At 48.7% G+C, this 25,587-nt stretch carries 18 protein-coding genes; 14 read left to right on the plus strand and 4 right to left on the minus strand.

Translation table 11 applies throughout. The annotated features are described in order from the left end of the window. Position 1 precedes the first annotated feature (1 nt). The 3 genes from BUB18_RS16120 to BUB18_RS16130 all read left to right on the plus strand — a co-directional run bounded on the left by BUB18_RS16120 (position 2) and on the right by BUB18_RS16130 (position 3,641). Positions 2-1,720, plus strand: coding sequence for an ABC transporter ATP-binding protein (locus BUB18_RS16120; protein ID WP_073083042.1), 1,719 nt, complete (start codon positions 2-4; stop codon positions 1,718-1,720). 99 nt (positions 1,721-1,819) lie between these two features. Next, complete coding sequence (gene queA / locus BUB18_RS16125) at positions 1,820-2,869, plus strand: tRNA preQ1(34) S-adenosylmethionine ribosyltransferase-isomerase QueA (RefSeq protein ID WP_073083044.1); 1,050 nt, start codon at positions 1,820-1,822, stop codon at positions 2,867-2,869. Between the two features lie 94 nt (positions 2,870-2,963). Further along, positions 2,964-3,641 carry a 2-C-methyl-D-erythritol 4-phosphate cytidylyltransferase gene (locus BUB18_RS16130; RefSeq protein WP_073083046.1) on the plus strand — a complete coding sequence of 226 codons (678 nt, stop codon included), beginning with the start codon at positions 2,964-2,966 and terminating at the stop codon, positions 3,639-3,641. Positions 3,642-3,733: 92 nt separating this feature from the next. Here the strand turns inward: BUB18_RS16130 and BUB18_RS16135 are convergent, their stop codons facing one another. Both BUB18_RS16135 and radC read right to left on the minus strand, forming a co-directional pair. Beyond that, entirely contained in the window at positions 3,734-4,720 is a 987-nt protein-coding gene (locus BUB18_RS16135) for a Gfo/Idh/MocA family protein (protein ID WP_073083049.1), read from the minus strand. Between the two features lie 48 nt (positions 4,721-4,768). Further along, positions 4,769-5,476, minus strand: coding sequence for a RadC family protein (gene radC, locus BUB18_RS16140; protein ID WP_073083052.1), 708 nt, complete (start codon positions 5,474-5,476; stop codon positions 4,769-4,771). Positions 5,477-5,668: 192 nt separating this feature from the next. Here radC and BUB18_RS16145 point away from each other — a divergent pair, with 192 nt between their 5' ends. From BUB18_RS16145 to BUB18_RS16160, 4 genes are all read left to right on the plus strand, one after another. Beyond that, complete coding sequence (locus tag BUB18_RS16145) at positions 5,669-6,628, plus strand: ribose-phosphate pyrophosphokinase (RefSeq protein ID WP_073083054.1); 960 nt, start codon at positions 5,669-5,671, stop codon at positions 6,626-6,628. Between the two features lie 42 nt (positions 6,629-6,670). Then, the gene (locus BUB18_RS16150; RefSeq protein WP_073083056.1) at positions 6,671-7,261 is read left to right on the plus strand and encodes a 50S ribosomal protein L25; all 591 of its coding nucleotides are present in this window, start codon (positions 6,671-6,673) and stop codon (positions 7,259-7,261) included. Between the two features lie 75 nt (positions 7,262-7,336). After that, positions 7,337-7,918 carry an aminoacyl-tRNA hydrolase gene (pth, locus tag BUB18_RS16155; RefSeq protein ID WP_083550117.1) on the plus strand — a complete coding sequence of 194 codons (582 nt, stop codon included), beginning with the start codon at positions 7,337-7,339 and terminating at the stop codon, positions 7,916-7,918. Between the two features lie 54 nt (positions 7,919-7,972). After that, entirely contained in the window at positions 7,973-8,584 is a 612-nt protein-coding gene (locus BUB18_RS16160; protein ID WP_073083061.1) for a fumarylacetoacetate hydrolase family protein, read from the plus strand. Between the two features lie 136 nt (positions 8,585-8,720). Here the strand turns inward: BUB18_RS16160 and BUB18_RS16165 are convergent, their stop codons facing one another. After that, positions 8,721-9,155: a MarR family winged helix-turn-helix transcriptional regulator gene (locus BUB18_RS16165; protein WP_073083062.1), complete on the minus strand. Its 435-nt coding sequence runs from the start codon at positions 9,153-9,155 to the stop codon at positions 8,721-8,723. Positions 9,156-9,234: 79 nt separating this feature from the next. Here BUB18_RS16165 and BUB18_RS16170 point away from each other — a divergent pair, with 79 nt between their 5' ends. From BUB18_RS16170 to BUB18_RS16185, 4 genes are all read left to right on the plus strand, one after another. Beyond that, on the plus strand, positions 9,235-11,361 hold the full coding sequence (locus BUB18_RS16170) for an alpha-ketoacid dehydrogenase subunit alpha/beta (RefSeq protein ID WP_245805686.1): 2,127 nt from the start codon (positions 9,235-9,237) through the stop codon (positions 11,359-11,361). A gap of 95 nt (positions 11,362-11,456) precedes the next feature. Further along, positions 11,457-12,749, plus strand: coding sequence for a MutS-related protein (locus BUB18_RS16175; RefSeq protein WP_073083065.1), 1,293 nt, complete (start codon positions 11,457-11,459; stop codon positions 12,747-12,749). Between the two features lie 710 nt (positions 12,750-13,459). Beyond that, positions 13,460-16,615 (plus strand): SusC/RagA family TonB-linked outer membrane protein, encoded by a 3,156-nt coding sequence (locus tag BUB18_RS16180; RefSeq protein WP_073083067.1) that lies wholly within the window; start codon positions 13,460-13,462, stop codon positions 16,613-16,615. A gap of 30 nt (positions 16,616-16,645) precedes the next feature. Beyond that, positions 16,646-18,223, plus strand: a complete 1,578-nt coding sequence (locus BUB18_RS16185) for a RagB/SusD family nutrient uptake outer membrane protein (protein WP_073083070.1) — start codon at positions 16,646-16,648, stop codon at positions 18,221-18,223. A gap of 58 nt (positions 18,224-18,281) precedes the next feature. Here BUB18_RS16185 and BUB18_RS16190 read toward each other — a convergent pair whose 3' ends face one another. Then, positions 18,282-18,818, minus strand: a complete 537-nt coding sequence (locus tag BUB18_RS16190) for an RNA polymerase sigma factor (RefSeq protein WP_178372148.1) — start codon at positions 18,816-18,818, stop codon at positions 18,282-18,284. A gap of 194 nt (positions 18,819-19,012) precedes the next feature. Here BUB18_RS16190 and BUB18_RS16195 point away from each other — a divergent pair, with 194 nt between their 5' ends. The 3 genes from BUB18_RS16195 (at position 19,013) to BUB18_RS16205 (ending at position 25,487) form a co-directional block, all read left to right on the plus strand. After that, positions 19,013-20,077: a FecR family protein gene (locus BUB18_RS16195; RefSeq protein ID WP_073083074.1), complete on the plus strand. Its 1,065-nt coding sequence runs from the start codon at positions 19,013-19,015 to the stop codon at positions 20,075-20,077. A 159-nt stretch (positions 20,078-20,236) separates the two neighbouring features. Next, positions 20,237-23,671 (plus strand): SusC/RagA family TonB-linked outer membrane protein, encoded by a 3,435-nt coding sequence (locus tag BUB18_RS16200; protein ID WP_073083077.1) that lies wholly within the window; start codon positions 20,237-20,239, stop codon positions 23,669-23,671. Positions 23,672-23,681: 10 nt separating this feature from the next. Continuing rightward, on the plus strand, positions 23,682-25,487 hold the full coding sequence (locus BUB18_RS16205) for a RagB/SusD family nutrient uptake outer membrane protein (protein ID WP_073083831.1): 1,806 nt from the start codon (positions 23,682-23,684) through the stop codon (positions 25,485-25,487). The last annotated feature ends 100 nt before the right edge of the window (positions 25,488-25,587 follow it).

Raw genomic sequence — 25,587 nt, forward strand, 5'->3', positions numbered from 1 at the left:
TATGCAATATCCGCGGGCTGCCATTAAAGACCTGAAGGTGAGTTTTCGCTCAGGCAACAACAGCGTTACCGCTGTCAATAACATCAGCTTCACCATCGGAAAAGGTGAATTGATTGGTGTTGTTGGTGAATCCGGTTCCGGCAAATCCGTAACCGCACTTTCCCTCATGCAGTTGGTGCAGGAGCCAGGCAGGATCGATAACGGCGAGCTGTTATATTATGAAGGCGAAGATCCCGTTGATCTCCTGCGGCTCTCTCCTGACACCATGCGCCGCTATCGTGGCAATGAAATTGCCATGATCTTCCAGGAGCCCATGACCTCCCTCAATCCCCTGCTTACCTGCGGTGCACAGGTAACAGAAGCCATCCGCCTGCATAAGCAAATTCCCCAGATGGAAGCGAAAACCCGCGCCATCGCACTGTTCACAAAGGTAAAACTGCCAGATCCCGAAGGCATGATGGATCGTTATCCACATGAACTTTCCGGCGGGCAGAAACAACGGGTGATGATTGCCATGGCCATCTCCTGCGAACCTAAACTTCTCATTGCCGACGAGCCCACTACCGCACTGGATGTTACCGTTCAGAAAGCTATTCTCCAACTGCTGAAGGAATTACAGCAGCAGATGGAAATGAGTGTGCTGTTTATTACGCACGACCTCGGCGTGGTCGCTGAAATTGCTTCCAGGGTGATGGTAATGTATAAAGGCAATATTGTAGAGGAAGGGCCGGTAGCACAAGTGTTTACACACCCCGTGCACGCCTATACGAAAGGACTGCTGGCCTGCAGGCCACCGTTGGATAAGCGTTTGGTGCGACTCCCCGTAATCCGCGATTTTATGGAGCAAACAGCCTCGGTGAAATCTTTCGTGAATTCCCTGCAAATGAGTGGGGAGATGATAACTGCCCGTCGTAACACGCTGGCAGCAAGGGAACCCATCCTGCAGGTACAAAACCTTAGTACCTGGTTTCCGGTAAAGCGTTCTCTGACAGGGAAAGTGCTGGAATGGCGCAAAGCAGTGGACGATGTGAGCTTTGAAATGAAAACCGGCGCCACACTAGGGCTGGTAGGGGAGTCGGGCTGTGGAAAAACCACGCTCGGCCGCAGTTTATTAAGATTGACAGAACCAACCAGCGGAACTATTGTTTATAAAGGACAGGATTTGAGAAGTTTATCAGCACAAGGCATGCGCGCCATGCGTAAAGAAATGCAGCTGATCTTCCAGGACCCTTATTCATCGCTCAATCCCCGCATGACTATCGGCAAAGCAATCCTGGAGCCCATGGAAGTGCATGGCCTGTATGGCAATGCGGCAGGCCGGCAGGAGAAAGTACTGGAACTGCTGGGAAAGGTGAATATGTTGCCGGAGCACGTTAATCGTTATCCCCATGAGTTTTCAGGCGGTCAGCGTCAGCGTATTGTGATAGCGAGAGCATTGGCAGTAAATCCATCCTTTATCATCTGTGATGAGTCAGTGGCGGCTTTGGATGTAAGCATCCAGGCGCAGGTGCTGAATCTGCTGATCAGTTTACGGGAAGAATTCGGATTCAGCTGCATCTTCATCTCCCATGACCTGTCGGTAGTCCGGTTTATCAGCGATCAGATGCTGGTAATGCAAAAAGGGAAGATTGTGGAAAGTGGCGAGGCGGACCAGGTATATCAATACCCCCGGGAGGCTTATACCCAACAACTGATTGCAGCTATACCCAAAGGAATTTAATATAAAATAGCTTGATTTATAATGATTATAGCCAATTTTTGACGATGTGGATAAAAATTGGTACTTTTGCGCACTTAAAAAATTTATTCATACCGTAATATGAAACTATCACAGTTCAAATTCGACCTTCCTTTAAATCTCATTGCACAGCATCCTTCCAAAACCAGAGACGAATCTCGTTTAATGGTGGTGCACCGCGCTACTGGAAAAATTGAGCACAAAGTATTCAAAGACATCCTGGGTTATTTCAACGACAAGGATGTAATGGTTGTGAACAATACGAAAGTATTCCCTGCAAGGCTGTATGGTCGCAAAGAGAAGACAGGCGCTAAAATTGAAGTATTCCTGCTGCGTGAGCTGAACAAGCAAAATCGCCTGTGGGATGTTATTGTTGACCCTGCACGTAAGATCCGTGTTGGTAACAAGCTGTATTTCGGCGACGATGAGTCATTGGTAGCTGAAGTAATCGATAATACTACCTCCAGAGGTCGTACTATCCGTTTCCTGTTTGAAGGTAACGATGAGGAGTTTAAAGCAGTGCTGGACACCCTGGGTGAAACGCCGCTGCCTAAATACATCAAGCGTAAACCGGAAGAAGAGGATAAGGAGCGTTACCAGACTGTTTATGCGAAGTATGAAGGTGCGGTGGCTGCGCCAACTGCAGGCCTGCACTTCAGCCGTGAACTGATCAAACGTCTGGAAATCAAGGGCGTTAAATTCGCTGAAGTTACCCTCCATACTGGTCTGGGTACTTTCCGTCCTATCGAGGTGGAAGATCTGAGCAAACACAAAATGGATGCTGAGTATTTCCATATCGATGAGCATGCAGTGAAAATTGTAAACAAGGCAAAAGAGGAAAACCGTAAGATCTGTGCGATTGGTACTACTTCTGTACGTGCGGTTGAATCTTCCGTAACAGCGCAAAATCACCTGAAGGCGGCTGAAGGCTGGACTAACACCTTCATTCACCCTCCTTACGATTTCGCTATTCCGAATGCTTTGGTGACTAACTTCCACCTGCCAAAAACAAGTCTGCTGATCATGACCTGCGCATTTGCCGGTTACGACCTGGTGATGGAAGCTTACCAGCAGGCTATCAAAGAGAAATATCGTTTCTTCAGCTATGGCGATGCCATGCTGATCCTCTAATGATAAGCATCTTATGTACTAAAAGTTCCCACCAGCAAGCTGCCGGTGGGAACTTTTTTTGTTTATATCTTGCACACATACTATCAGCTAATACATGAAAGAGCGAAACAAAGTAGCCATAATAGTGGCCGGAGGTTCCGGTTCACGTATGCAGAGCGCGGTTCCCAAGCAGTTCCTCGACCTGAATGGCAAGCCGGTATTGTATCATACCATCGCGGCGTTTGCCGGTGCCTATCCCGATATGCGAATTGTACTGGTATTACCGGAAGCGCATTTTGAATCGGCCGAAAAGGTGCTGTCTTACTTTGCGCAACGGCCGGATATTACCCTGGTAAAAGGTGGGGACACCCGCTTTCATTCTGTGAAAAACGGCTTGCAACAGGCTGGTTCGGATGCGGTGGTGTTTGTGCATGATGGCGTACGGCCGCTGATTTCCACGGCGTTGATCCGTAGCTGTTATGAGGCTGCTTTGCAGTATGGCGGGGCTATTCCTGTGATTGACATGAAAGATAGTATAAGGGTGGTAGAGGGAGATGTAAATCGCGCGGTGGACAGGGAAAAGTACAAGATCATTCAAACGCCGCAAACATTTTTATCAGAGGTGCTGCTGCCTGCTTTTGAATTGCCCTACGACCCCCTGTTTACGGACGAGGCCACGGTGGCGGAGCGGCTGGGGCATCGGGTACATTTGGTACCTGGTGAGGAGGCGAATATTAAGATTACGAAGCCGCTGGATTTGGTGATAGCAGCTGCCCTGCTCAATGAACGATAAACTTTTTTCCAAAAACGAAAGGCGCCTGAGGTGCCTTTCGTTTTTGTTTTTCATCCCTGCCGAAGGCAGGGATGAAAAACAAAAAAAATAAATTATCTCGCGGTCTGGCTCTCTGCCAGTGTTTTATTGATTTTATGGAGAATCTGGTGTGCCACATCAACAGCCTGCAGTCCGTCTACAGCGGTAACAGCTACCGGTGTATTGTGGAGGATGGCATCGCGGAACATTTCGAGTTCCATGCGGATGGCGTTGGTTTGTTTCACTTCCGGGTTATCGATGGCGATGGTTTTTTTACCGCTGTTGGTTTCGATATCCAGCGTGAAGAGGCCTTCATCTTCAGGTGTTTTCAGTTTGATGATTTCTGATTTTTTATCGAGGAAGTCGATTCCGATATAGGCATCTTTCTGGAAGAAGCGCATTTTGCGCATTTTCTTCAGGGAGATGCGGCTGGAGGTCAGGTTGGCAACGCAACCATTATGGAATTCGATGCGTACGTTGGCAATATCCGGGGTGTCGCTCATGACGGCAACTCCGCTGGCGGATATGCGGCTGATGGTCGATTTAACGATGCTCAGGATGATATCGATATCATGGATCATGAGATCGAGGATAACGCTTACATCTGTTCCGCGTGGATTAAATTCTGCCAGGCGGTGTACCTCAATAAACATGGGGTTGAGCTGGTAGCCTTTCAATGCGATGAAGGCGGGGTTGAAGCGTTCTACGTGGCCTACCTGGAATTTGATATTGGCTTCTTCCACGAGTTTAACCAGTGTTTTGGCTTCCTCGATGGTGTTAGTCATTGGTTTTTCCACAAAGATGTGTTTACCATTGCGGATAGCCAGTTCACAAAGATTAAAATGAAGGGTGGTAGGGGCCACGATATCGATCGCGTCAACAGCCAGGATAAGATCTTCGGCTGAGTTGTAACGGGGAATGTTGTAGAGATCAGCTATGCTTTTGGCATTAGCGTCGCTTGGATCGAAGAAGCCTACCACTTCTACGTCTTTCATGGTTACTAACTGAGAAAGGTGAATTTTCCCTAGATGTCCTACCCCGAAGATTCCTATTTTGAGCATATGGATCAGAATAAATAATAAATGCGAAAGTAAATACTTTAGCGCATTTTATAGCACCCCTTCTTCCACCAGGCTCAAATAGCCGGTTTCGGCCACGATGATGTGATCCAGCACTTCGATATCGAATAGTTTGCCTGCATCCCGGATTTTTTTGGTCACGTTTATGTCCGACTCACTGGGCCGCAGGCTGCCAGAGGGATGGTTGTGACAGAGGATGATTTTAGTGGCATGCACTTCCAGGGCTTCCCGGAAGATGAGTTTGGGATCTACCACGGTGCTGGACATCCCTCCGCTGCTGATACAGCGGGTGAGCAGTACTTTTTGGGCATGGTTGAGAAACATGACATAAAAGGTTTCGTGGTATTGATCGGCTAGCAGTGGTTTAAAGAACAGTGCTGCATCCGAGCTGGTGTGGATCACGTTCTTTTTATGGATGGAGGTGGACTGCCGGCGCCGGGATAATTCCAGGGCGGCAACTACCGTTACTGCTTTGGCAGTACCCATTCCTCTGAGTTTACGGAGATCCCTGACATTGAGGCGGCCTAATTCCGAGAGGTTATCTTTGGCCAGCCGGAGAATTTCACGGGCCAGATCTACGGCGGATTTCTGGCGATATCCTGTTTGTAGGAGTATCGCTAGCAATTCAGCATCGCTGAGGGCATTAACGCCTTTGTCAATCAGTTTTTCGCGGGGCTTGTCGGCATCTGGCCAATCTTTGATGGCCACATGACTGCCGGGGTTAACATTCACAAACATAATAGCATCCTTTATCCAAATTTACTTCTTTCCCTCTGGTTTCCCAAGCGCCCTCATACATTTCTTATATCCCTATATTGTTTGATTTTCATTTATTTAAAAGTTATTAATTTAGTATATGTAAACTTGTCCGGAAAAAAAACGCTGCATACCCCTAAAAAATCATAGTTTTGCAACCTCTTTTCCACAAGTATGCAACCTTCAGTAAAAATCTTCACAGGCAACAGTAATCCAGAATTGGCTGAGAAAATTGCCAGACGTTATGGCAATGGACTTAACGGCCTTGGTAAAGTTAAAATTCAGAAATTCAGCGACGGCGAAATTCAGCCGGTATTCCTGGAAAGTATTCGTGGTGACTATGTTTTCCTGGTACAGGGAACCAGTGCCCCGTCTGACAATCTGATGGAACTGCTGTTGATGATTGACGCAGCCAAGCGCGCCTCTGCAGGGTATATCACCGCGGTGATACCTTATTTCGGGTATGCCCGCCAGGACAGAAAAGACAAGCCCCGCGTGGCTATCGGCTCTAAACTGGTAGCTAATCTGCTCGTGGCAGCGGGTGCTAACAGGGTGATTACCATGGATTTACATGCTCCTCAGATACAAGGGTTCTTCGACATCCCGGTGGATCACCTGGACAGCTCGGCGATTTTTATCCCTTATATTGAGCAATTAAAGCTGGAAAACCTTACCTTTGCGTCCCCGGACGTGGGTAGTACCAACCGTGTACGTGAGGTAGCCTCCTACTTCAATGCCGAAATGGTGATCTGCGACAAGCATCGTAAAAGAGCGAATGAAATCGCTTCCATGGTGGTAATCGGGGATGTGAAAGACAGAGATATAGTGCTCATTGATGATATTTGCGATACCGCAGGTACCCTCTCTAAAGCTGCTAACCTCCTCAAGGAGAAAGGCGCCAGAAGTGTACGTGCATTTTGTACCCACCCTGTATTCAGCGGTAAAGCGTACGAAAACATCGAAAATTCAGTGCTGGAAGAAATCGTGGTTTGCGATACCATCCCGCTGAAACAACATTCTCCGAAGATCAAAGTAATCACCGTTGCAGAACTCTTCGCCGTTGCCATCCGCAATATGCACGAGAATAAATCCATCACCAGCCTGTTCATTCACAGTCAGCGCAGAGGCGATTGATAACTAAGTATTTATTTATTCTTTATATAAATTGTTTAAACAATGAACACAATAACCATCGAAGGAGAACTCAGGAGCGAATTTGGTAAAAAAGCCACCCGCCAACTCCGTTCTGAGGAAAAAGTGCCTTGCGTTATTTACGGGGGTGCAGAAGTTGTTAGTTTTTCAGCGCCTGCAAAATCTTTCAAAAACCTGGTTTACACTTCCGCTTTTCAGGTAGCAGAAATTAAACTGGGAGCTAAAACTTACCGCGCAGTAATGAAAGACCTGCAGTTTGATGTAGTGACAGACGAACTGTCTCACATCGACTTCATGGAACTGGTAGAAGACAAACCAGTTGCAGTTACCCTGCCTATCAAACTGGTTGGTCAGTCCGTTGGTGTTAAAGCCGGTGGTAAACTGGTTACCAAACTGAAAGCACTGAAAGTAATCGCACTGCCTAAGCACCTGGTAGAAAACATCGAAGTAAGCATCGATAACCTGGAGCTGAATGGCAACATCCGTGTGGAAGACGTTAAAGTGGAAGGTATCACCATCACTAACTCTCCACGTATTCCTATCGCTTCTGTGGTAATGACCCGTCAGCTGCGTCAGGAAGAAGCAACTGCTGAAAAAGACGCTAAAAAGAAATAATCTTTTTAAAATATTTTTCAAAAATAGCCCACGCTTTGGCGTGGGCTATTTAATTTTATACCTGTTGATTACACCATGAAATATTTAATAGCAGGATTAGGAAATATAGGCGCCGAATACCAGCATACCCGCCACAACATCGGATTCGATGTGGCAGATGCATTCGTTGCGCAACATAACGGTAGCTTTCACAACGACCGCCTGGCAGATGTAGCCGAAATCAAATGGAAAGGCAAGACCTTTATCGTGATCAAGCCCACCACCTACATGAACCTGAGCGGTAAAGCCATCAAATACTGGATGGATAAAGAAAAAATCAGTATCGAAAACCTCCTGGTAATCGTCGATGAACTGGCCCTGCCCCTCGACGTGATGCGCCTGCGCCCCGGCGGAAGCGATGCCGGTCATAACGGCCTTAAAAGCATCCAGGACTCCCTGGCTACCTCTCAATACCCGCGACTTCGCTTCGGCATCGGGAATAACTACCCCAAAGGCCGTCAGGTAGAGTTTGTACTGGGCAAATGGAAACACGACGAAACAGCCATCGTACAGGAAAAAATCGATAAATCAGTGGAAATTATCCTGAGTTTTGCCACTACCGGTCTTGCACGTACGATGAATGCCTTTAATAACTTAACTTACCCTTCCGTAAAGTAAATTTGTAAATATGGCAGCTATCTGCTTTATTTAACCTTTAAAAACAAGCGCATTATGAAAATTATTTGCGTAGGTAGAAACTATGCCGACCATGCCAAAGAATTGAAGAATGAAGTGCCTGCTGAACCGGTACTCTTCATGAAACCGAAAAATGCCTTGCTACAGAATAACCATCCATTCTATTACCCGGAATTTACCAGCAACCTGCATTATGAATGCGAACTGGTACTCCGCGTGAGCAAGAACGGTAAGCATGTCCAGGAAAAGTTTGCAGATAAGTATTACGACCAGATATCTGTAGGGATCGACTTTACCGCCAGAGATATCCAGGATCGCCAGAAAGCCAAAGGCCTGCCATGGGAAATCGCCAAGGCTTTTGATAACTCCGCGATCGTAGGGAAGTTTTTGCCCATTACGCCGGAAATGGACAAGAAAGACATTAACTTCTGCCTGTATAAAAATAAAACACTGGCACAGCAGGGAAATACGAAAGACCTGTTATTTAACTTTGATTTCCTCGTTGCCTATATCTCCAAGTATTTTACGCTCAATATCGGCGACCTCATCTTCACCGGTACCCCGGCAGGTGTAGGCCCTACCGAAATCGGCGACTCTTTCGAAGCATTTATCGAAAACGACAGCCTCCTGGAGTTTTCTGTGAAATAATTATACATTTAATACTCCGGATTATGCCCGCCAGCGGCGAGCTTAATCCTTAAACAGCAAAGGGACCGAAGGTCCCTTTGCTGTTTAAGGAAGGCCGGCCCTAATGGCCCCTTCCCCAAATATCCTTTCAAAAACTTTATGGCACATTCGCATAAATAGTATCCAATATACGCGTCAGCTCATTATAATCCTTCTCCGACAACGTTTTCCATCCCACTTTACGCATCTCATGCACCATCGGCTTCACATCCTTGTATTTATCCACACCCTCCGGCGTGAGCTGTAAATACACCTTGCGGCGGTCCAGGCTGTCGGCCTCCCGCTTTACCAGCCCCTTCTTTACCAGTAACTCAATAATACGGCTGATCGTGGTAATGTCTTTCGACGTATTCCGCGCCAGCTCATTGTGGGTGGTCTTCTTATGCTTGTACAGATTTTCTATCAGTAACCATTGATCCACTGTGATGTCTTTCTGCTTGGCATCAAACTCTTTCTGCCAATAATTGCGCAGTTTCTTAAGCGTAGCATCCAACTTAAAAAAAGATGGATTACTGACGAAAGTATCAGTCATATTTCTTTAATTTGCATTAGCAACAGTTGTTATAGCAACTATTTTGCTTTTCCGGATTTCATCACCAAAACAGTCTTACGTGTTTAAAGATAGTACAAGCGTTTCAACTTTAAAAGCACCGGCTGAAGGGATTAAGAAACCAGACGGTAACCAGGACCTGCTCCAGGCCTACCGGCTGATGTGTGAAGCCGCCGCCATGGCGGCTGTATATGAAGCCAACCGCCCTATTTGCAAGTACGTACACTCCACCTCCAGAGGGCACGAAGCCATTCAGATCGCTACCGGATTACAGCTACACCCATGGGATTTTGTAAGTCCATACTACCGGGACGACAGCATGCTGCTCGCCATGGGGTTCTCTCCGTATGAATTGATGCTCCAACTCCTCGCCAAAGCAGAAGACCCGTTCTCTGCCGGACGTTCGTACTACGCACATCCAAACAGCAACCGGGCCGACAGGCCAAAAATACCCCATCAGAGCAGTGCTACCGGTATGCAGGTTATTCCCGCCACTGGTATGGCACAGGGCGTACAATACCTGGCCCAGATGCAGTTAAACCTGCTCCAGGCCGGCCCTGATGGAGAAATGCCCGTGGTACTTTGCTCCCTCGGCGACGGTAGCGTAACCGAAGGGGAAGTAAGCGAAGCCCTGCAGTTTGCCGTACTGAAGCAACTCCCGATCATCTACCTGGTACAGGATAATGAATGGGGAATCTCGGTAACCGCCGCAGAAGCCCGCGCCATGGACGCCTACGAATACGCTGCCGGGTTTAAAGGACTGGAACGTATGCGTATTGATGGCAGCGATTTTGAAGCCTCCTGGTCAGGTATGGCTGCCGCTATCAGCTACGTACGGCACGAACGCCGTCCTATCCTGGTACAAGCCACCGTGCCACTCCTGGGCCACCATACCTCCGGCGTACGGAAGGAATGGTACCGCGGCGCCGAAGACCTCGAAAAACACGCTAAAAGCGATCCCATTCCAAAACTGCGTCAGCTGTTGCTCAAAAAAGGAGTGGCTGAAACCGTATTGCTGGAAATTGAAACAGATGCCACCGCTTACATTCAAACCTGCTTCGATAAAGCCGTAAATGCCGCTAATCCTGACCCGGCTACCATCCATGATCACGTTTTTGCCCCCACACCGGTAACTGCCGAAAAAGGCGAACGTACGCCTGCTAACGGCGCTAAAGTGGTAATGGTGGATGCTGCCCTGCATGCCGTGGAAGAAATCATGCAAACTTACCCGGAAGCCATCCTGTTTGGCCAGGATGTGGGCCGCCGGCTCGGCGGCGTATTCCGCGAAGCGGCTACCCTGGGGGATAAATTCGGAGATCACCGTGTTTATAATACGGCCATCCAGGAAGCGTATATCATCGGTTCCACAGCAGGTTTATCTGCAACAGGTGTGAAGCCTATTGTGGAAGTACAGTTTGCGGACTATATCTATCCCGGCTTCAACCAGCTGGTGACCGAAATATCAAAATCATGCTATCTGTCCAATGGAAAATACCCTGTCCAAACCCTGGTACGCGTGCCAATAGGTGCTTACGGAGGTGGCGGCCCTTATCATAGCGGCAGCGTGGAGTCTACCCTGCTTACCATTAAAGGCATCAAGGTGGTATACCCCTCTAACGCGGCAGATATGAAAGGGCTGATGAAGGCCGCATTCCTTGATCCTAACCCGGTAGTAATGCTGGAACACAAAGGATTATACTGGAGTAAGGTGCCAGGTACCCAGGATGCAATGACAATTGAACCTGCAGCGGATTATGTGCTTCCGCTGGGAAAAGGCAATGTGGTGCTGCAGGCGCATCCTAAAGATGTGGCAAATGGAAATTCCCTGTGCGTGATCACCTACGGAATGGGGGTATACTGGGCTAAGGCAGCCGCGAAACAATTCCCGGGAAATGTGGAGATCATCGACCTTCGTACCTTGTTCCCGCTGGATGAGGAATTGATTTTTGCCACTGTGAAAAAGCATGGTAAATGCCTGCTGTTAACAGAGGAACAATTGAATAATTCCTTTACACAGGCACTCGCCGGTCGCATACAACGCACCTGCTTCCGGGATCTGGATGCACCGGTGTTTACGCTCGGTGCGCTCGACCTGCCTGCCGTTCCGCTGAATACCGACCTGGAAGCAGCCATGCTGCCAAATCCGGATAAGGTAACTGCAGCCATGAAAGAGTTACTGCACTATTAATCCATACTACCAAAACAATCAACAGAGCAGCACCCGTGTGCTGCTTTTTTATTTCCGGCATAGTTCCTGCCATGATCCCGCCAAAACATGCCTGTATGCCCGATATCCATGACCTGAACATCCGTGCGCTTATTCCCGTGTATGATACCACCCGTAACCCCGATGCCCGTGAAGTACTTACCTCACTGCTGCTGGAGCTGCCCGGCAATCCGGAGCTCATTTATAAAAAACAGGCAGTGATGAAAACCTTGATTCATCACGGTTACCACCGTACGCAGCTGGATTATTCCCCGGTGGATTACGGAGAGGTACAGGCTTTCCTGCATCGGCTGGGGCAAATAGAACTGCCGGCAGCAGGCGATGTGGTAACCCGCATATTCCATTACAAAACCTTGCGTAATGATCAGTATATGTTGCAGGGGGGCCTGCGTCAGTTAATCGGGTTCATGGATACGGCGGACCGTTACTTCTCCTTTATAAATCCTGCACATTTTCCGGATGAATTTCGCAGGCGGTTAATTATTATACAGGAAATATTCAGGAAGATGCAGTTGCCGGCACGGGCTGTGGCTGCGCGTAGCGGAACGTTTACTGCAAAGGAGATACGGCGGTTGATACAATTGTTCCTTCATGAAATAACAGCAGGGGAGTGGCATATTTTCTGGCAAACATTTAATTACTGGGAAGCATGGCTGTCGCTGGCCAATGCTGCGGTACGCATGAACATGGTGTTTGCGGAGTTTACATCCGGAGGTTTTGAATTGAAAGATTTTTATCACCTGCTGATAAAACAGCCGGTGCGCAATAGTATTTGTACAGATGCAAGCGTGCTGTTGCTCACCGGTGCAAACATGTCGGGCAAATCAACCTTGCTGAAAGCAATGGGCTGTTGTGTGTACCTGGCACACGCCGGAATGCCGGTGCCAGCCAGTGTTTGCCGGATTCCATTTTATAATGGGATCAGCGCGGCTATTAACCTGCGCGATGATTTGCAAAGTGGTTACAGTCATTTTATGATGGAAGTACAACAGCTGAAGCAAACACTGCATGCGGCAGGCGGGGGAGATAACTGCTTTGCCATTTTCGATGAATTATTTCGTGGCACCAATGCCGATGATGCCACCGACATTTCCCTTCAAACGATCGAAGGGCTGGTAACATCTCCCAAAGGATTTTTTATTATATCTACCCACCTGCATGCCCTGGAAGGTTTGCTGACACCGGGGCCCGGCTGGAAGGCCATGCACATGGCATGTATGCTGGAGGAAGGCCTGCCACGCTTTGCTTACCAGTTGCAGGAAGGGTGGGGGCGACTCAAAATAGGACGCATAATTTTTGAGCAGGAAGGGTTGCCTGCGATGCTGGGCCAGTGGAAAAGCCTAACTTAATAATACAGGTTTAAACAGGTAAAATGTGAATATTATATCATTGGAAAAAAAAGTTGCAAAAACGTTTTAGTTATTGGGAAATATAACTATTTTTATCAAGAGAAACTGCCAGTGTGAGGACCCGGTTCTGTATTGCTTAATGACCATCATCGGAATGAAAAATTAATTTACCTACTGCATAAAGGAACGAAGAACCAGTGTTGAAACGCTATTGCGAAAATGATTTCCACGAAAATGCTGTAAAACCAAACTGAGAAGTAGAAATAAAACAAAGCTGATAAGTATGTAACAAAAAATTCACAGTTGTTCTGGCCTTGCCTTCTGTGCTAAATCGATTTTATAGTGTAGTTGCAGCTGCACTATAACTATGCTACGTTTCCAGACCCTGTAGAATTGCTTGTAAAAGTTAGTGCCAATAATATTGCAGATGCTGAGCGTATTTTTCCACGTATGGCACTCAGGGCTTTCTGCAATAGTGATTCAATTCCATTTTTTAATCGACATCGCATGTAAAACTTAAAAACATTTCTGTAATGCAACGCTGACGGCTATACGAAAATATTTACTAGCCCTCTTCCCATGTACCACATCTGGTACATAACAGCTTCCTATTGTCCATTTTTCATTACCGCTATGCCGGGATGACTGGGTGCTGTTTGCAAAATCGATTTAGCACACAGTGCTAACCAAAACCTAAAAATCCAAAATGTATGAAGAAGAATTTGACATGCCTTATGCGGTCGGCCCTGTTCAGCATGCTGTTCCTGCTCACCGGTCTGATGGCATTTTCACAAACAAAAAAAATCACCGGGCGCGTGTTCGACGGTAGGGATAACTCCCCACTGCCCGGCGTAACCGTGCAGATAAAAGGAACCAGCACCGGCACCCAAACAGGCGCAGACGGCTCCTATACGCTGCAGGCACCCGCAGGCGCCACCCTGCTCTTTACTTTCATCGGCTATACCAGCCAGGAAAAAGCCGTAGGCAACGCCACCACGCTTAACATGGCGCTTACCACCGATACCAAATCCTTACAGGACGTTATCGTTATCGGGTATGGTACCACCAAACGCTCCGATCTCACGGGTTCTGTGGCCTCCGTACGCGCCGCACAACTCCAGGAAAGACCCGCCCCATCCCTGAACCAGGCGCTCAGCGGCCGCGTACCAGGGGTACAGGTGAATACCAACTCCGGTCGCCCGGGTGGACAAACAAAAGTCCGTATCCGCGGTTTCAGCTCCATCAACTCATCCAACAACCCACTCTATGTAGTAGATGGTGTGGCACTGCCAGTAGGTACTCAAACCCAAAACAGTAACGCCATTGACTTTATTAACCCAAGCGATATTGAATCAGTGGAAGTACTCAAAGATGCTTCCGCAACCGCCATATACGGTGCCCGTGGTGCCAACGGCGTTATCCTCGTTACCACTAAAAAAGGTACCGCCACCGGCGGCCGCGTTACCTACGATGGCTACCTCGGCAAAAATGTTCCCGGCCCCAACCGCGTAGAAATGCTGAACGCTAAAGAGTATATGGCTGTGGAAGACCTGGCATGGAAAAACGCTGAAATCTACGACCCGGAAGGATGGGCGAAAGGTGACTACGTAGCCAAAAATCCGGCACTCAAAAGAACAGATCCACGCCTCTTCGATAAAAACGGTAACCCGCTATATGATACCGACTGGTTCGAAGAATCACTGCAACACAAACTTTCCCAAAATCACCAGGTAGGCTTCACAGGCGGTAACGAAGATTCACAATACGGCCTCTTCCTCGGTTACCTCGATGATGAAGGACTGCTGAAAAATTCCTACCTCAAACGCTACTCTGCACGTTTCACCATCGATAGTAAGGTGAAAGAGTGGCTGCGCGTGGGTGGTTCCCTGTCCTATAACAACCAGGAAGAAAATCTGGTCGACATCGGTACCGGCGGTTTGAACTCTGTTCGTATGATCACGGAAGCCCTGCCATTCCTGCCGGTTAAATTCGCAGATGGTACCTGGGCCAACAATAAAGTTTATCCGGGTGCAGAAGGTGGTTCCAACCCTGTACAAATCCTCAACGACAGAAAATATATCCTCAATACACAAAACCTGCTGGGTAACGTTTATGCAGAGCTGCAACTCGCTAAAAACCTGACCTTCCGCAGCGTTGTGGGTACCAACGTAGTTACCCGCGGCCGCAATGAATGGAATGGCCGCTCCCTGATCGACATCTCCGCCAGCCAGAAAGGGATTGCCATCAGCGCCAACGATCGTGAAACATACTGGTCATTCGAAAACTATATGACCTACTCCAAACGCTTCAACGATAAACACAGCTTCACCGGCATGGTGGGTTTGTCATGGCAGCAAAGCAACTTTTTCGGCTTCAACGCCAGGGCGGAGAACTTTTCCACTGATTATTTCGAGAACAACAGCCTCGGTTCCGGTTCCAATATCCCGGCCAGTGGCGTAGGTTCCAGCCGGAATAGATTCAGCTTCAACTCCTACTTCGCCAGGTTAAACTATACCTTCAGAGATAAATACATGGTAACCTTCACCGGTCGTGCAGACGGTTCCTCCAAATTCGGTGAAAACAAAAAATTCGCCATGTTCCCTTCCGCTGCTTTGGCATGGAGAGCATCTGAAGAGCCGTTCCTGAAAAACAGCCGCGTCATCTCTAACCTGAAACTGCGCACCAGCTACGGTTTAACAGGTAACTCTGAAATTGCACCTTACACTTCTCTCGCATCGCTGGCTGCCAGCAGCACCTATGCTGCCGTAATCAACGGTGCCAAAGTACAGGGCGTGGGTACCAACCGCCTCTCCAACAGTGACCTCCACTGGGAAAGAACAGGCCAGTACGATGCCGGCGTGGAAGTAGGCTTCCTCAAAAACAGGTTGAACCTGGAACTGGATTACTACTACCGCAAAACCACTGACATGTTACTGGATGCGCCGGTGCCTACCACCAGCGGTTACACCACCATCAAAAAGAACATCGGTACCATGTCCAACAGAGGGGTGGAAGTAGGGATCAACGCAACTATCGTAGATAATGAGCAATTCACGTGGAATAGTGCCTTTAACATCTCCTTTAATAAAAACGAAGTACTGTCACTGGCAACGCCGGCAGATATCTTTGGTGTGGGTGGACCTAACTTCACCAACCAAACAAATATTATTCGTGTAGGCGAGCCCGTTGGTTCCTTCTGGGGACTGGTGCGACTCGGTACCTGGAGCCAGGCCGAAGCAGCCGAAGCCGCTAAGTTCAAAGATTACCGCGGTGGTAAGCCTATCCTGCCAGGCGATATCAAATACCTGGATGTAAACGGCGACCATGCCATCAACGATGCCGACCGTATGATCATCGGTAACGGTAACCCGGATGGATGGGGTGCCTGGAACAACAACTTCAAGTATAAAAACTGGGAACTGGCCATCGAACTGCAGTTTATGTTTGGTAACGATGTGCTGAACATGACCCACCACTCCGGTGAAGACCGTACCGGCCTTGCCAACAGTTTCAAATCTGTACTGGACTACTGGACACCCGAGCATCAGAATACCATGATCGCCGCACCACGTAACCCTTCTGCGGGATATGTAACGAACGTGGATACACGCTGGGTGGAAGATGGTTCTTTCCTTCGTGGTAAAAACCTCCTGCTGGGTTATTCCTTCCCTGGTAAAACCGTGCAGCACCTGCACCTGCAACGCCTGCGTGTATATGGTTCCGTACAGAACTTCTTCCTCAAAACCAAGTTTAGCGGCAATGATCCGGAAGTAACCACCTATGGCGACGTGTTCGCACAGGGGCAAACCTTCTTCGACTATCCGAAACCCACCACTTTCACCGTAGGGGTAAATGTGGCATTCTAAACCAGTTCTGTTATTAAAATGAATAAGATTATGAAACGTAAGATATTGAACAAATCCTTGCTCCTGGTGCTTACAGGTGCACTCATGCTGGGTACTGGTACTGGATGTAAAAAGTTCCTGGAGGAGCAGGATCCGTCTAACCTGTCGCCTGACAGCTACTTCACCCTGCCTGAACATGCGGATGCTGCCGTGTTTGCAGCCTACGCACGTACACGCATCATCGCGGAAGGTGCAGGCATCTTCTCCAATAACTTCCAGATGCTGGATGCGGTTACCGGTACCGCTATTACCGGAACCGCCCAAAACTCTGACCTCAATAACCTCCTGGGCCTCGTGTACAATGGTGAAAACCTGCATGTACAACAGTGGTGGAGAGGTTTATACCGCGTTATTGCCCAGTGTAACCTCACCCTCGACAATGTGCCTAAAATTAATCCGATGGATGAGGCACAGCGTAAGCGGGTAATGGGAGAAGCCAGTTTCCTCCGTGCATGGGCTTACTTTTATGCAGTAAGGCTCTGGGGCGATGTGCCATTGGTACTGAACTCACAAACGGCCAGCTCACCTGATTTTGCTCCTGCCCGTACCAAGGCAGAGGATGTATATAACCAGATCGTGAAAGACCTGCAAACGGCTGAAGCAGCAGGCCTGCCATGGGTGGACCCTACCGGTCGCGTAAGTACCGCAGCCATTAAAACCCAGCTGGCAAAAGTATACCTGACAATGGCGGGGAACCCGCTGGGCAAAGGCGCTACGCATTACAAACTCGCCGCGGATAAAGCCAAGGAAGTAATCGACTACGCCAACGCGCATACTGCGCAAATAGGTCTGTTCCCTTCCTATGGCCTGCTGCATGCCGTAGCTTCCAACAACAAGCTGGAGCACCTGTTTGAAGTGCAGTACCTGAGCGGGGTGGAAGAAAATCCGCTGCAATCCATCATGCTGCCCAACAACTCCCTGTCAAAGAATATTTCTGCCGATGGAAGTGGGGTGGGAAGCTCTATGCCTACCCGCTCATTCTACGACTCATACAAGAAATTTGAGCCTAAGGATAAACGCACGGATGAGCAGCAGTTCTTCTTTACCACCTATTATGTAGATGGTAGCGGGGCTGACTTCCCGTTAGGAGCCCCATACATCTTCAAGCATTTCGATGTGGTTTGCCACGGTACCAAAGGCGTAGCCGGTACCGGTATCAGTAACCTGAACCTGCCACAGATTCGTTATGCGGAAACCCTGCTGATTTACGCCGAAGCACAAAACAAGGCAGATGGAGCCCCTAACGCCGATGCCTATACGGCACTGAATGCCATCCGCGCAAGGGCTGGTTTGGATGCATTGTCGGGCCTGAGCTCCGCAGCATTCGAACAGGCAGTATGGCGCGAGCGCTGGCACGAATTCGCTTACGAGGGTATCATCTGGTTTGATATGGTACGACTGAAAAAAGTGTACAATGAAGATAATAACGGTTTCGATGAGTTCGAAGGTCACGTGAACAAGAATTCAGGTCAGGCGCTGCAGAAGAAGCATCTGCTTTTTCCGCTGCCTACCTCTGAAATGAAGAACAATCTGAATCTGAAACCACAGAACGAAGGTTACGGTAACTAGCAGGTTACTGGTTTAAGGCAGTGTCTTCTCGTGGCATAGCGCGGGAAGCACTGCTTTTTTATTTGTACAGGTCTTCCTTTTCCAGGGTAAACTTCACCGCTGCAGTGAGGCGTTTGATGGCAATAGACAGCTGGTTTTCCACCGTTTTTACAGAAACATTCAGGATTTGCGCCACTTCCTTGTACTTCAGCCCATGCTGTTTGATCATCAGGTAAATAGCTTTGCACTTGGGCGGGAGTTGCTGAATGGTCGACTCCATTTTCCGGACCATCTCAGAAGTGATCATTAGCTCCTCAGGATTGCTGTCGAACGTAATTTGGATGTGATCCTCAGGGTTGAGGTCAACGGCCTTAAATTGGGCTTGTTTTCGCTTGTAATCGACCGATTTGTTGCGTGCCACTACGAACAGGTATACCTCCGGGTTTTTAATATCTCCCAAAGACCCCCTTTTTTGCCAGCAATGCATAAAAACGTCGTTGGCAATTTCCTCCGCAACTTCTCTTGATCGCGTGAGGGAATACGCATAGCGTAACAGGCGCACAAAACACTGATTATAGAAAAGCTTGAAAGCCTCCTCATCATTGTTCGCCGTCATATCAGTAAAAAGCTGATTAATGTTACACTGTTCCATCCCTGTTGACTGCTAGATATTGGTTGCAATTTATATAACGCAGATTAAGCTAAAGTTAACAAAATATTCCGGCTGCATACACGTAAAAAAAATTTCTGCACCCTTTGGGGGTTTTTCCAGGTTATGCCGACCTACCTGTATAACGATCAGCAGAATTAATGAGTGAACAAAGCCGTATTTATGCACTAATGGCCAGAAAAGCAGCAGGGGAGGCCTCTGCTGACGAACTGGAAGAACTGGAGCAACTGCTGCTGGAAAACCCGGAATTACAATATGCCTTCAATATTGTAGTGGATATCCGCGACGTGCACGAAACCAACAACTTCACAGATGAAGAAGCCGCAGCACTGAAAACCAAAGGACTGGAACAACTTGCCGGCTGGCTTCAGCAGGAGCCGGACCCGGTAAAACGCCAGCGCCTCACCTGGAAAGTATTTGCCGCCATCGCAGCCAGCGCGGGACTGCTGATAGGCACCTTCTTCTACTGGCCTAAGTCAGGCCCCGCCACCTTCGCCAACCAGGTGGTGACCCGCAACGGCTCCAAATCAACCATGGTATTGCCCGATGGCAGCACCGTTGCACTCAACGCCTGCAGCCAGCTGCAATACGATGCGGATAAATTCCTGAAAGGTAACAGAGAGGTAACACTCACCGGCGAAGCCTACTTCGATATCCGCCACGATCCTGCACACCCTTTCATCGTTCACTCAGGAAAAGTAAACATCAAAGTATTAGGTACCTCCTTTAACGTGAAAGCATATCCGGAGGATAAACAGATAGCAACCACCCTGATCAGCGGAAAAGTAGCGGTCTCCTTTAAAACTACCAGTGAAGAGGAGATTATATTGCTGCCCGCCCAGCGACTCGTTATCAGTAAAGTGCCGGCGCCGGAAACACATAAAGGGATGAACCAGGCAGCCCTCGCCAACTATTCCGTGGCGCCTGTACGCAACACCAACACAATATTGACAGAAGAGGCTACACCAACGGCCTGGATGAGCGACCGCTTCGAATTCGACAGCATCACCCTGGGTGAATTATCGCACGACCTCGAACGCTGGTATAACGTCCATATCATCTTCAAAAACGAAAAATACAAACAGGAATTATTTACAGGTGTGTTTAAAAAGCAGCAGCTGGAAGAAGTGCTGAGCGCCCTGCAGGTTACACTAGGCTTTACTTACGAGATTGATAAAGACAAAAAAACAGTTATCATCCGGTAACCACATAAATCCATCATCTATGGAATAGTACACAATCATCATATTTCCAGACATGAAAAAAGGGAAATGCGGCAACATTCCCCTTAACAAAGGCTAAACAAGCAAACCGATCAGCGAGATCCGGTAATGGCCTATTATTTAACCTAATGAAACAAAATTATGAAAAAAAACTATTGGTGGCCTTCGCATATTCCCGATGGGAGTATGAGGAAACTCATTATGCGTATGAAATTGACTTCCGTATTGCTATGCGCCGGTTTTTTACAGTTGAGCGCCCACGGTTTCTCCCAGGAGAAAATAAGTGTGGATTTCAACAATGTACACATCAGTAAATTACTCAGCCTCATAGGTAAGAAAAGCGATTATACCTTTCTGTATAAAACCGGTGCACTCCCTGATGTGCGGGTAAGCCTGCGGATGGAAAATGCGGCAGTTACCGCCATCCTGGACAAAGCATTCAGTGGCACCAACCTCAACTACCGCGTAATGCCCAATAACCTCGTGGTGATTGTAAAAGGCAGTGAAGTGGTGAAAACCGTACCTGTAAAAGGTATTGTAAAAGATAAAGAGGGTACCCCTCTCATTGGCGTTACCGTAAAGGTACAAGGCACCTCACAGGGTGTTACCACTAACGTAAAAGGGGAATACGAACTGGAAGTACCTGAAAATGCAGTGCTGGAATTCAGCTATATCGGCTATGAATCCCGGCAGATGCCCATCAAAGGAGTGCAAAGTTTCAACGTTACCCTCACCGCCAATTCCAGCGGCCTCAACGAAGTAGTGGTAGTTGGTTACGGCACCCAGAAAAGGGTGAACCTCAGCGGCGCCGTGGATAACATCTCCGGCAAAGCACTGGAAAGCCGCCCTATCACCAACGTAGGTACGGGTCTGCAGGGATTGATTCCCAACCTCAACATCGGTATCAACAACGGCCGCTCCTCTTCCGCACCTTCGTTTAACCTCAGGGGTTATACCTCTCTTTCCGGTGGTGAACCATTCATCCTCGTGGATAACATCCCTTTCAGTGCTGATGAAGTATCACGCCTGAACCCTGCTGACATTGAAAGCGTGACGGTTTTGAAAGATGCTGCCTCCGCCGCCATCTACGGTGCCCGCGCTGCCTTCGGAGTGGTGCTGATCACCACCAAATCCGCTATGGATGGCAGATTGACGGTTTCTGCCAATACTAACTATGCCGTGCGTACGCTCGGTAAAGTACCGGATGTGGTAACAGATCCGCTCACCACCATGCAAATGAAGCACGACGCTGCCACACCGCTCTATAACCTCTACCCGGATGCAGTGCGCGAATATGCCGCCAAACGCTCCAAAGATCCATCACTGCCGGCAGTGATCACGGACCCTACTAACCCTAACGCCTATGCGTATTATGGTACTACCGACTGGTTACATGAAGTATATAATAAATCTGCACCTGCCTTTACCGGCAACTTCAGCGTGGCAAGAGGGGATGAAAAACTGAATTACTACCTCTCCGGAGAGTATTATCAGCAAGACGGTATGCTCCGCTACAACCCGGATGTATACAAGCGTTACAACCTCCGTGGTAAAGCTACCTATACCTTTAACGACCGTATTAAATTAGGTACCAACACCACCTACACCACTTCTTCCTACGATGCGCCAAGCACGGCAATGGATTACCTGTTTTTCCATAATGCCAACCGTACACCTTCGCTGTCAGTGCCACGTAACCCGGATGGTACCTGGACTTCCGACGGTGCAGCCCTCCTGGGACGCCTGCAAAGCGGCGGACGCAATACCAATAACATGAACGAATTCCTCGCCAGCTTCAATGGCGAACTCGGCATCATCAAAGGTATCTGGAAGCTGAAAGGAGAAGCTACTTTCCGCCGTACCAACACCACCGGTAAATCGTTCGTACTGCCGGTAGCATACCGCACCGGCCCTAACCAGCCATTGCAGTATACGGATGGAAATCAGTCCAGCGCCGCGTTTAACAGCTTCGGTATGAAGTATACCGTGTATAACCTCTATTCCGATTTCAGCAAGAAATTCGGTAAACATGAGCTATCCGCACTCGTAGGCTTTAACCAGGAATACTTCCAGGGAGATGGATTTACCGGCAGCCGCAATGGCCTGATCAGTACCCTGTACCCCACCGTGCAGCTGGCCACCGGTACGCCTAAAATCGGTGAAAACTTTGAAGACTGGGCAGTACGCGGCGTATTCTACCGCCTCGCCTATAACTACAACGATAAATACCTGCTGGAAGTAAACGGCCGCCGCGATGGCTCCTCCCGCTTCCCAATGAATAACCGCTGGGGTACTTTCCCATCTGCCTCGGCAGCATGGGTAGTGTCCAACGAAAATTTTGTGAAGCCCCTGGCTACCACCATCGGCATGGACTTCCTGAAACTCCGCGGTTCTTACGGCTCCCTGGGCGATCAAACCTTTAACTCCTACGGCTACTTCGAAACCATGAACGCCGGTACGCTTAATACTATCCTGGATGGTAACCAGCCGGTAGCAGTTTTTATGCCAAACCCGGTAACGGCAGATTATACCTGGCAAAATGTTCGTTCTGTGAACATGGGTGTGGATATGGCTTTCCTCAAAGAGCGCCTCTATGTAAGCTTTGATCACTATACACGTTTCACCGAAGGGATGTTTGTAAAAGGTAAAACCCTGCCAGGCGTATACGGTGCGGAATCTCCGAAAACCAATGCGGCCGACCTGAAAACGCGCGGTGGTGAACTGTCTATCATGTGGCGTGATCATATTGCCATCGGAAAAGATAACCTCTCCTATAGTGTTAAAATAGCGGTAGCCAACAGTAAAACCTACATCACCAAATATGACAACCCGGTAGGAAACCTCAGCGATTACTACGTAGGACAACGCTTAGGCGAGATCTGGGGACTGGAAACAGAAGGATTTTTCCAGAGTGAAGATGAAATCAAAACCCATGCGGACCAGTCAAAAGTAGGCTCGGACGACCAGGGCTACAAATGGTACGTAGGTGACCTCAAATTCAGGGACCTGAACAATGATGGTGAAATCAGCTACGGAAAAAATACCGTAAGCGACCATGGCGATAAACGGATCATCGGTAACAACCTGCCGCAGCTGCCCTACAGCATTGATTTAAACAGCAGCTTCAAAGGATGGGACTTCAGGGCTTTCTTCCAGGGTATAGGCAAGCGTGACTGGTATCCGGGCGCCGGCAACCACTACTTCTGGGGCATTTATGCACAGCCATGGGCCAACGTGCAGGTGCAGAATATGGACCACTGGACACCGGAAAATCCGAACGGCTACTTCCCACGTGTAAAATCCTACATCGCAGAAGACGCTACAGAACTGGGTGCGCCACAAACCCGCTACCTGCAGAATGCAGCTTACCTGCGCCTCAAAAACGTGACGCTGGGTTATACTTTGCCTAAGTCCGTAACAGAGCGCCTGAAGATCGCACGCCTGCGCTTCTACCTCTCCGCAGAAAACATCTTTACAGTTTCCCACCTGAAAGCTGATATAGATCCGGAAGGCCTGGACGGTACCGTGTATCCTTTCCAGAAAACCTATTCTGTTGGTTTAAACCTGAATTTCTAAAATGCGCAACATGAAAAAAACTACTTCCTATATACTTTTGCTCGCAGCGGGCTTCTGGACAGCCTCCTGCAATAAAGAGTTCCTGCAGAAAAATCCGCAGACCTCGATTGTTCCGGATGCTTATTTCGGATCGCCTAAAGACCTGGAAACTTACTCCAACTCATTTTATGCGGCAGCCACCTACGCTACTGACGATATCAACAGCGATAACATTTCCTACTACAGTCAGGCCGGAGAACTGGACCTGATGATGGAAGGCGGCCTCAATGCTACTACAGTAGGCAATACCGGCTGGAACGACTGGGGACGCCTGCGTTCCTACAACTACCTGCTGGATAATGCGCACAAAGCCACCGGTGATACGGCGCTGATCCATCATTATATCGGTATCACGCGCTTCTTTCGGGCAAAATTCTATTTTGATAAACTGGCCCGTTATTCGGATGTACCCTGGTACTCGCACGTACTGTCCAATATCGACTCCGCATTATATGCACCACGTAGCCCGCGTACGCTCATCGCAGATTCCATTATGGCCGATCTCCGGTACGCGATCACCTATATCAAACCGGATGAAGGCAACAGAACCCGTATCAGTAAATGGACGGCGCTGGCGCTGATGAGTCGCTTTGGCCTGTTTGAAGGTACCTTCCGTAAATATCATCCGGAGCTGAAGTTGCAGGAAACGGCAACTCCTTTCCTGGAGGCAGCGGTAACGGCTTCGCAGGAGCTGATCAACAGCGGCAGGTTCCAGGTGTATAACACCGGTAAAGGTGCATTGGACTATCGCGCACTGTTTGTGAGCAGCACGCTGGCTTCCAACCGGGAAATGATTCAGTGGTTTGAATGTCAGCAGGCGCTGAAAGTGGGTAACAACACGCATGCAGTGCTGGGCTGGACATGGTCCATCAGCAATAGTCTGGTTGAAACTTACCTCATGAAAGACGGCACACCGTTTACCAGTCAACCTGATTATAACAAAAAAGGTTTCGTGGAAGTATTCGCTAACCGCGATCCGCGACTGGCTGAAACAGTGGCATATCCCGGATTTTCCACTACCAACGACGATAAGTATTACATCCCTAAACCTAACCTCGGCGGCTTTGATCAGCTGAAATTTTATCCGCGTGATCCTGCACAGCGCCAGGGCTGGGATGCTAATTACACCAGCTTACCCCTATACCGCTATGCTGAGGTGCTGTTGAATTATGCAGAAGCAAAGGCCGAGCTGGGCTCACTCACGCAGGATGACCTTACCAACAGCGTCAATAAACTGCGTGCACGTGTACAGATGCCTGATCTGCTGATGGCCAACGCTAATGCCAATCCGGATCCCGTGCAGGCGGCGGCATACAGCAATGTGAGTGGTGGGAATAAAGGTGTGCTGCTGGAAATCAGGAGGGAGCGCCGGGTGGAAATGGCTTGTGAAGGTCTTCGCCTTAACGATCTGAATCGCTGGGCGGCAGCGGCAGGCATGGAGCAGGCGCAGCAGGGCATGTATGTGCCAGCGTTGGGTCCTATGGATATTACGGGAGATGGTATTGCCGACATCGCCATACTGGCCACACCAAACGACACGGCTTCCCTGGCAGGTTTACCGCCGGCGGTAAAGCAGTCCATCAGTCGCTATGCGCTGAAAGATGTGAACGGTAAAGAGAATAACTTCTATCTGGATAACAATACTTCCGGTCATATTTCGTTTACCCGTTACCGTGATAACAAGCGAAAATTTGTGGCGCCGCAATATTATTATCGCCCGATTTCATTTAGTGAAGTGGTACTGAATCCGAATCTGACACAGATTCAGGGTTGGTAAAATTATTATGCTTAAACCAGCGTTATTCCAGGCTACTCTGGAATAACGCTTTTTTCTTAGTACAACAGCGGTAGTTAACCGCGCGGAGCACGGAAAACCA

It is taken from the genome of Chitinophaga jiangningensis (assembly GCF_900142605.1).
Taxonomy (GTDB): domain Bacteria; phylum Bacteroidota; class Bacteroidia; order Chitinophagales; family Chitinophagaceae; genus Chitinophaga; species Chitinophaga jiangningensis.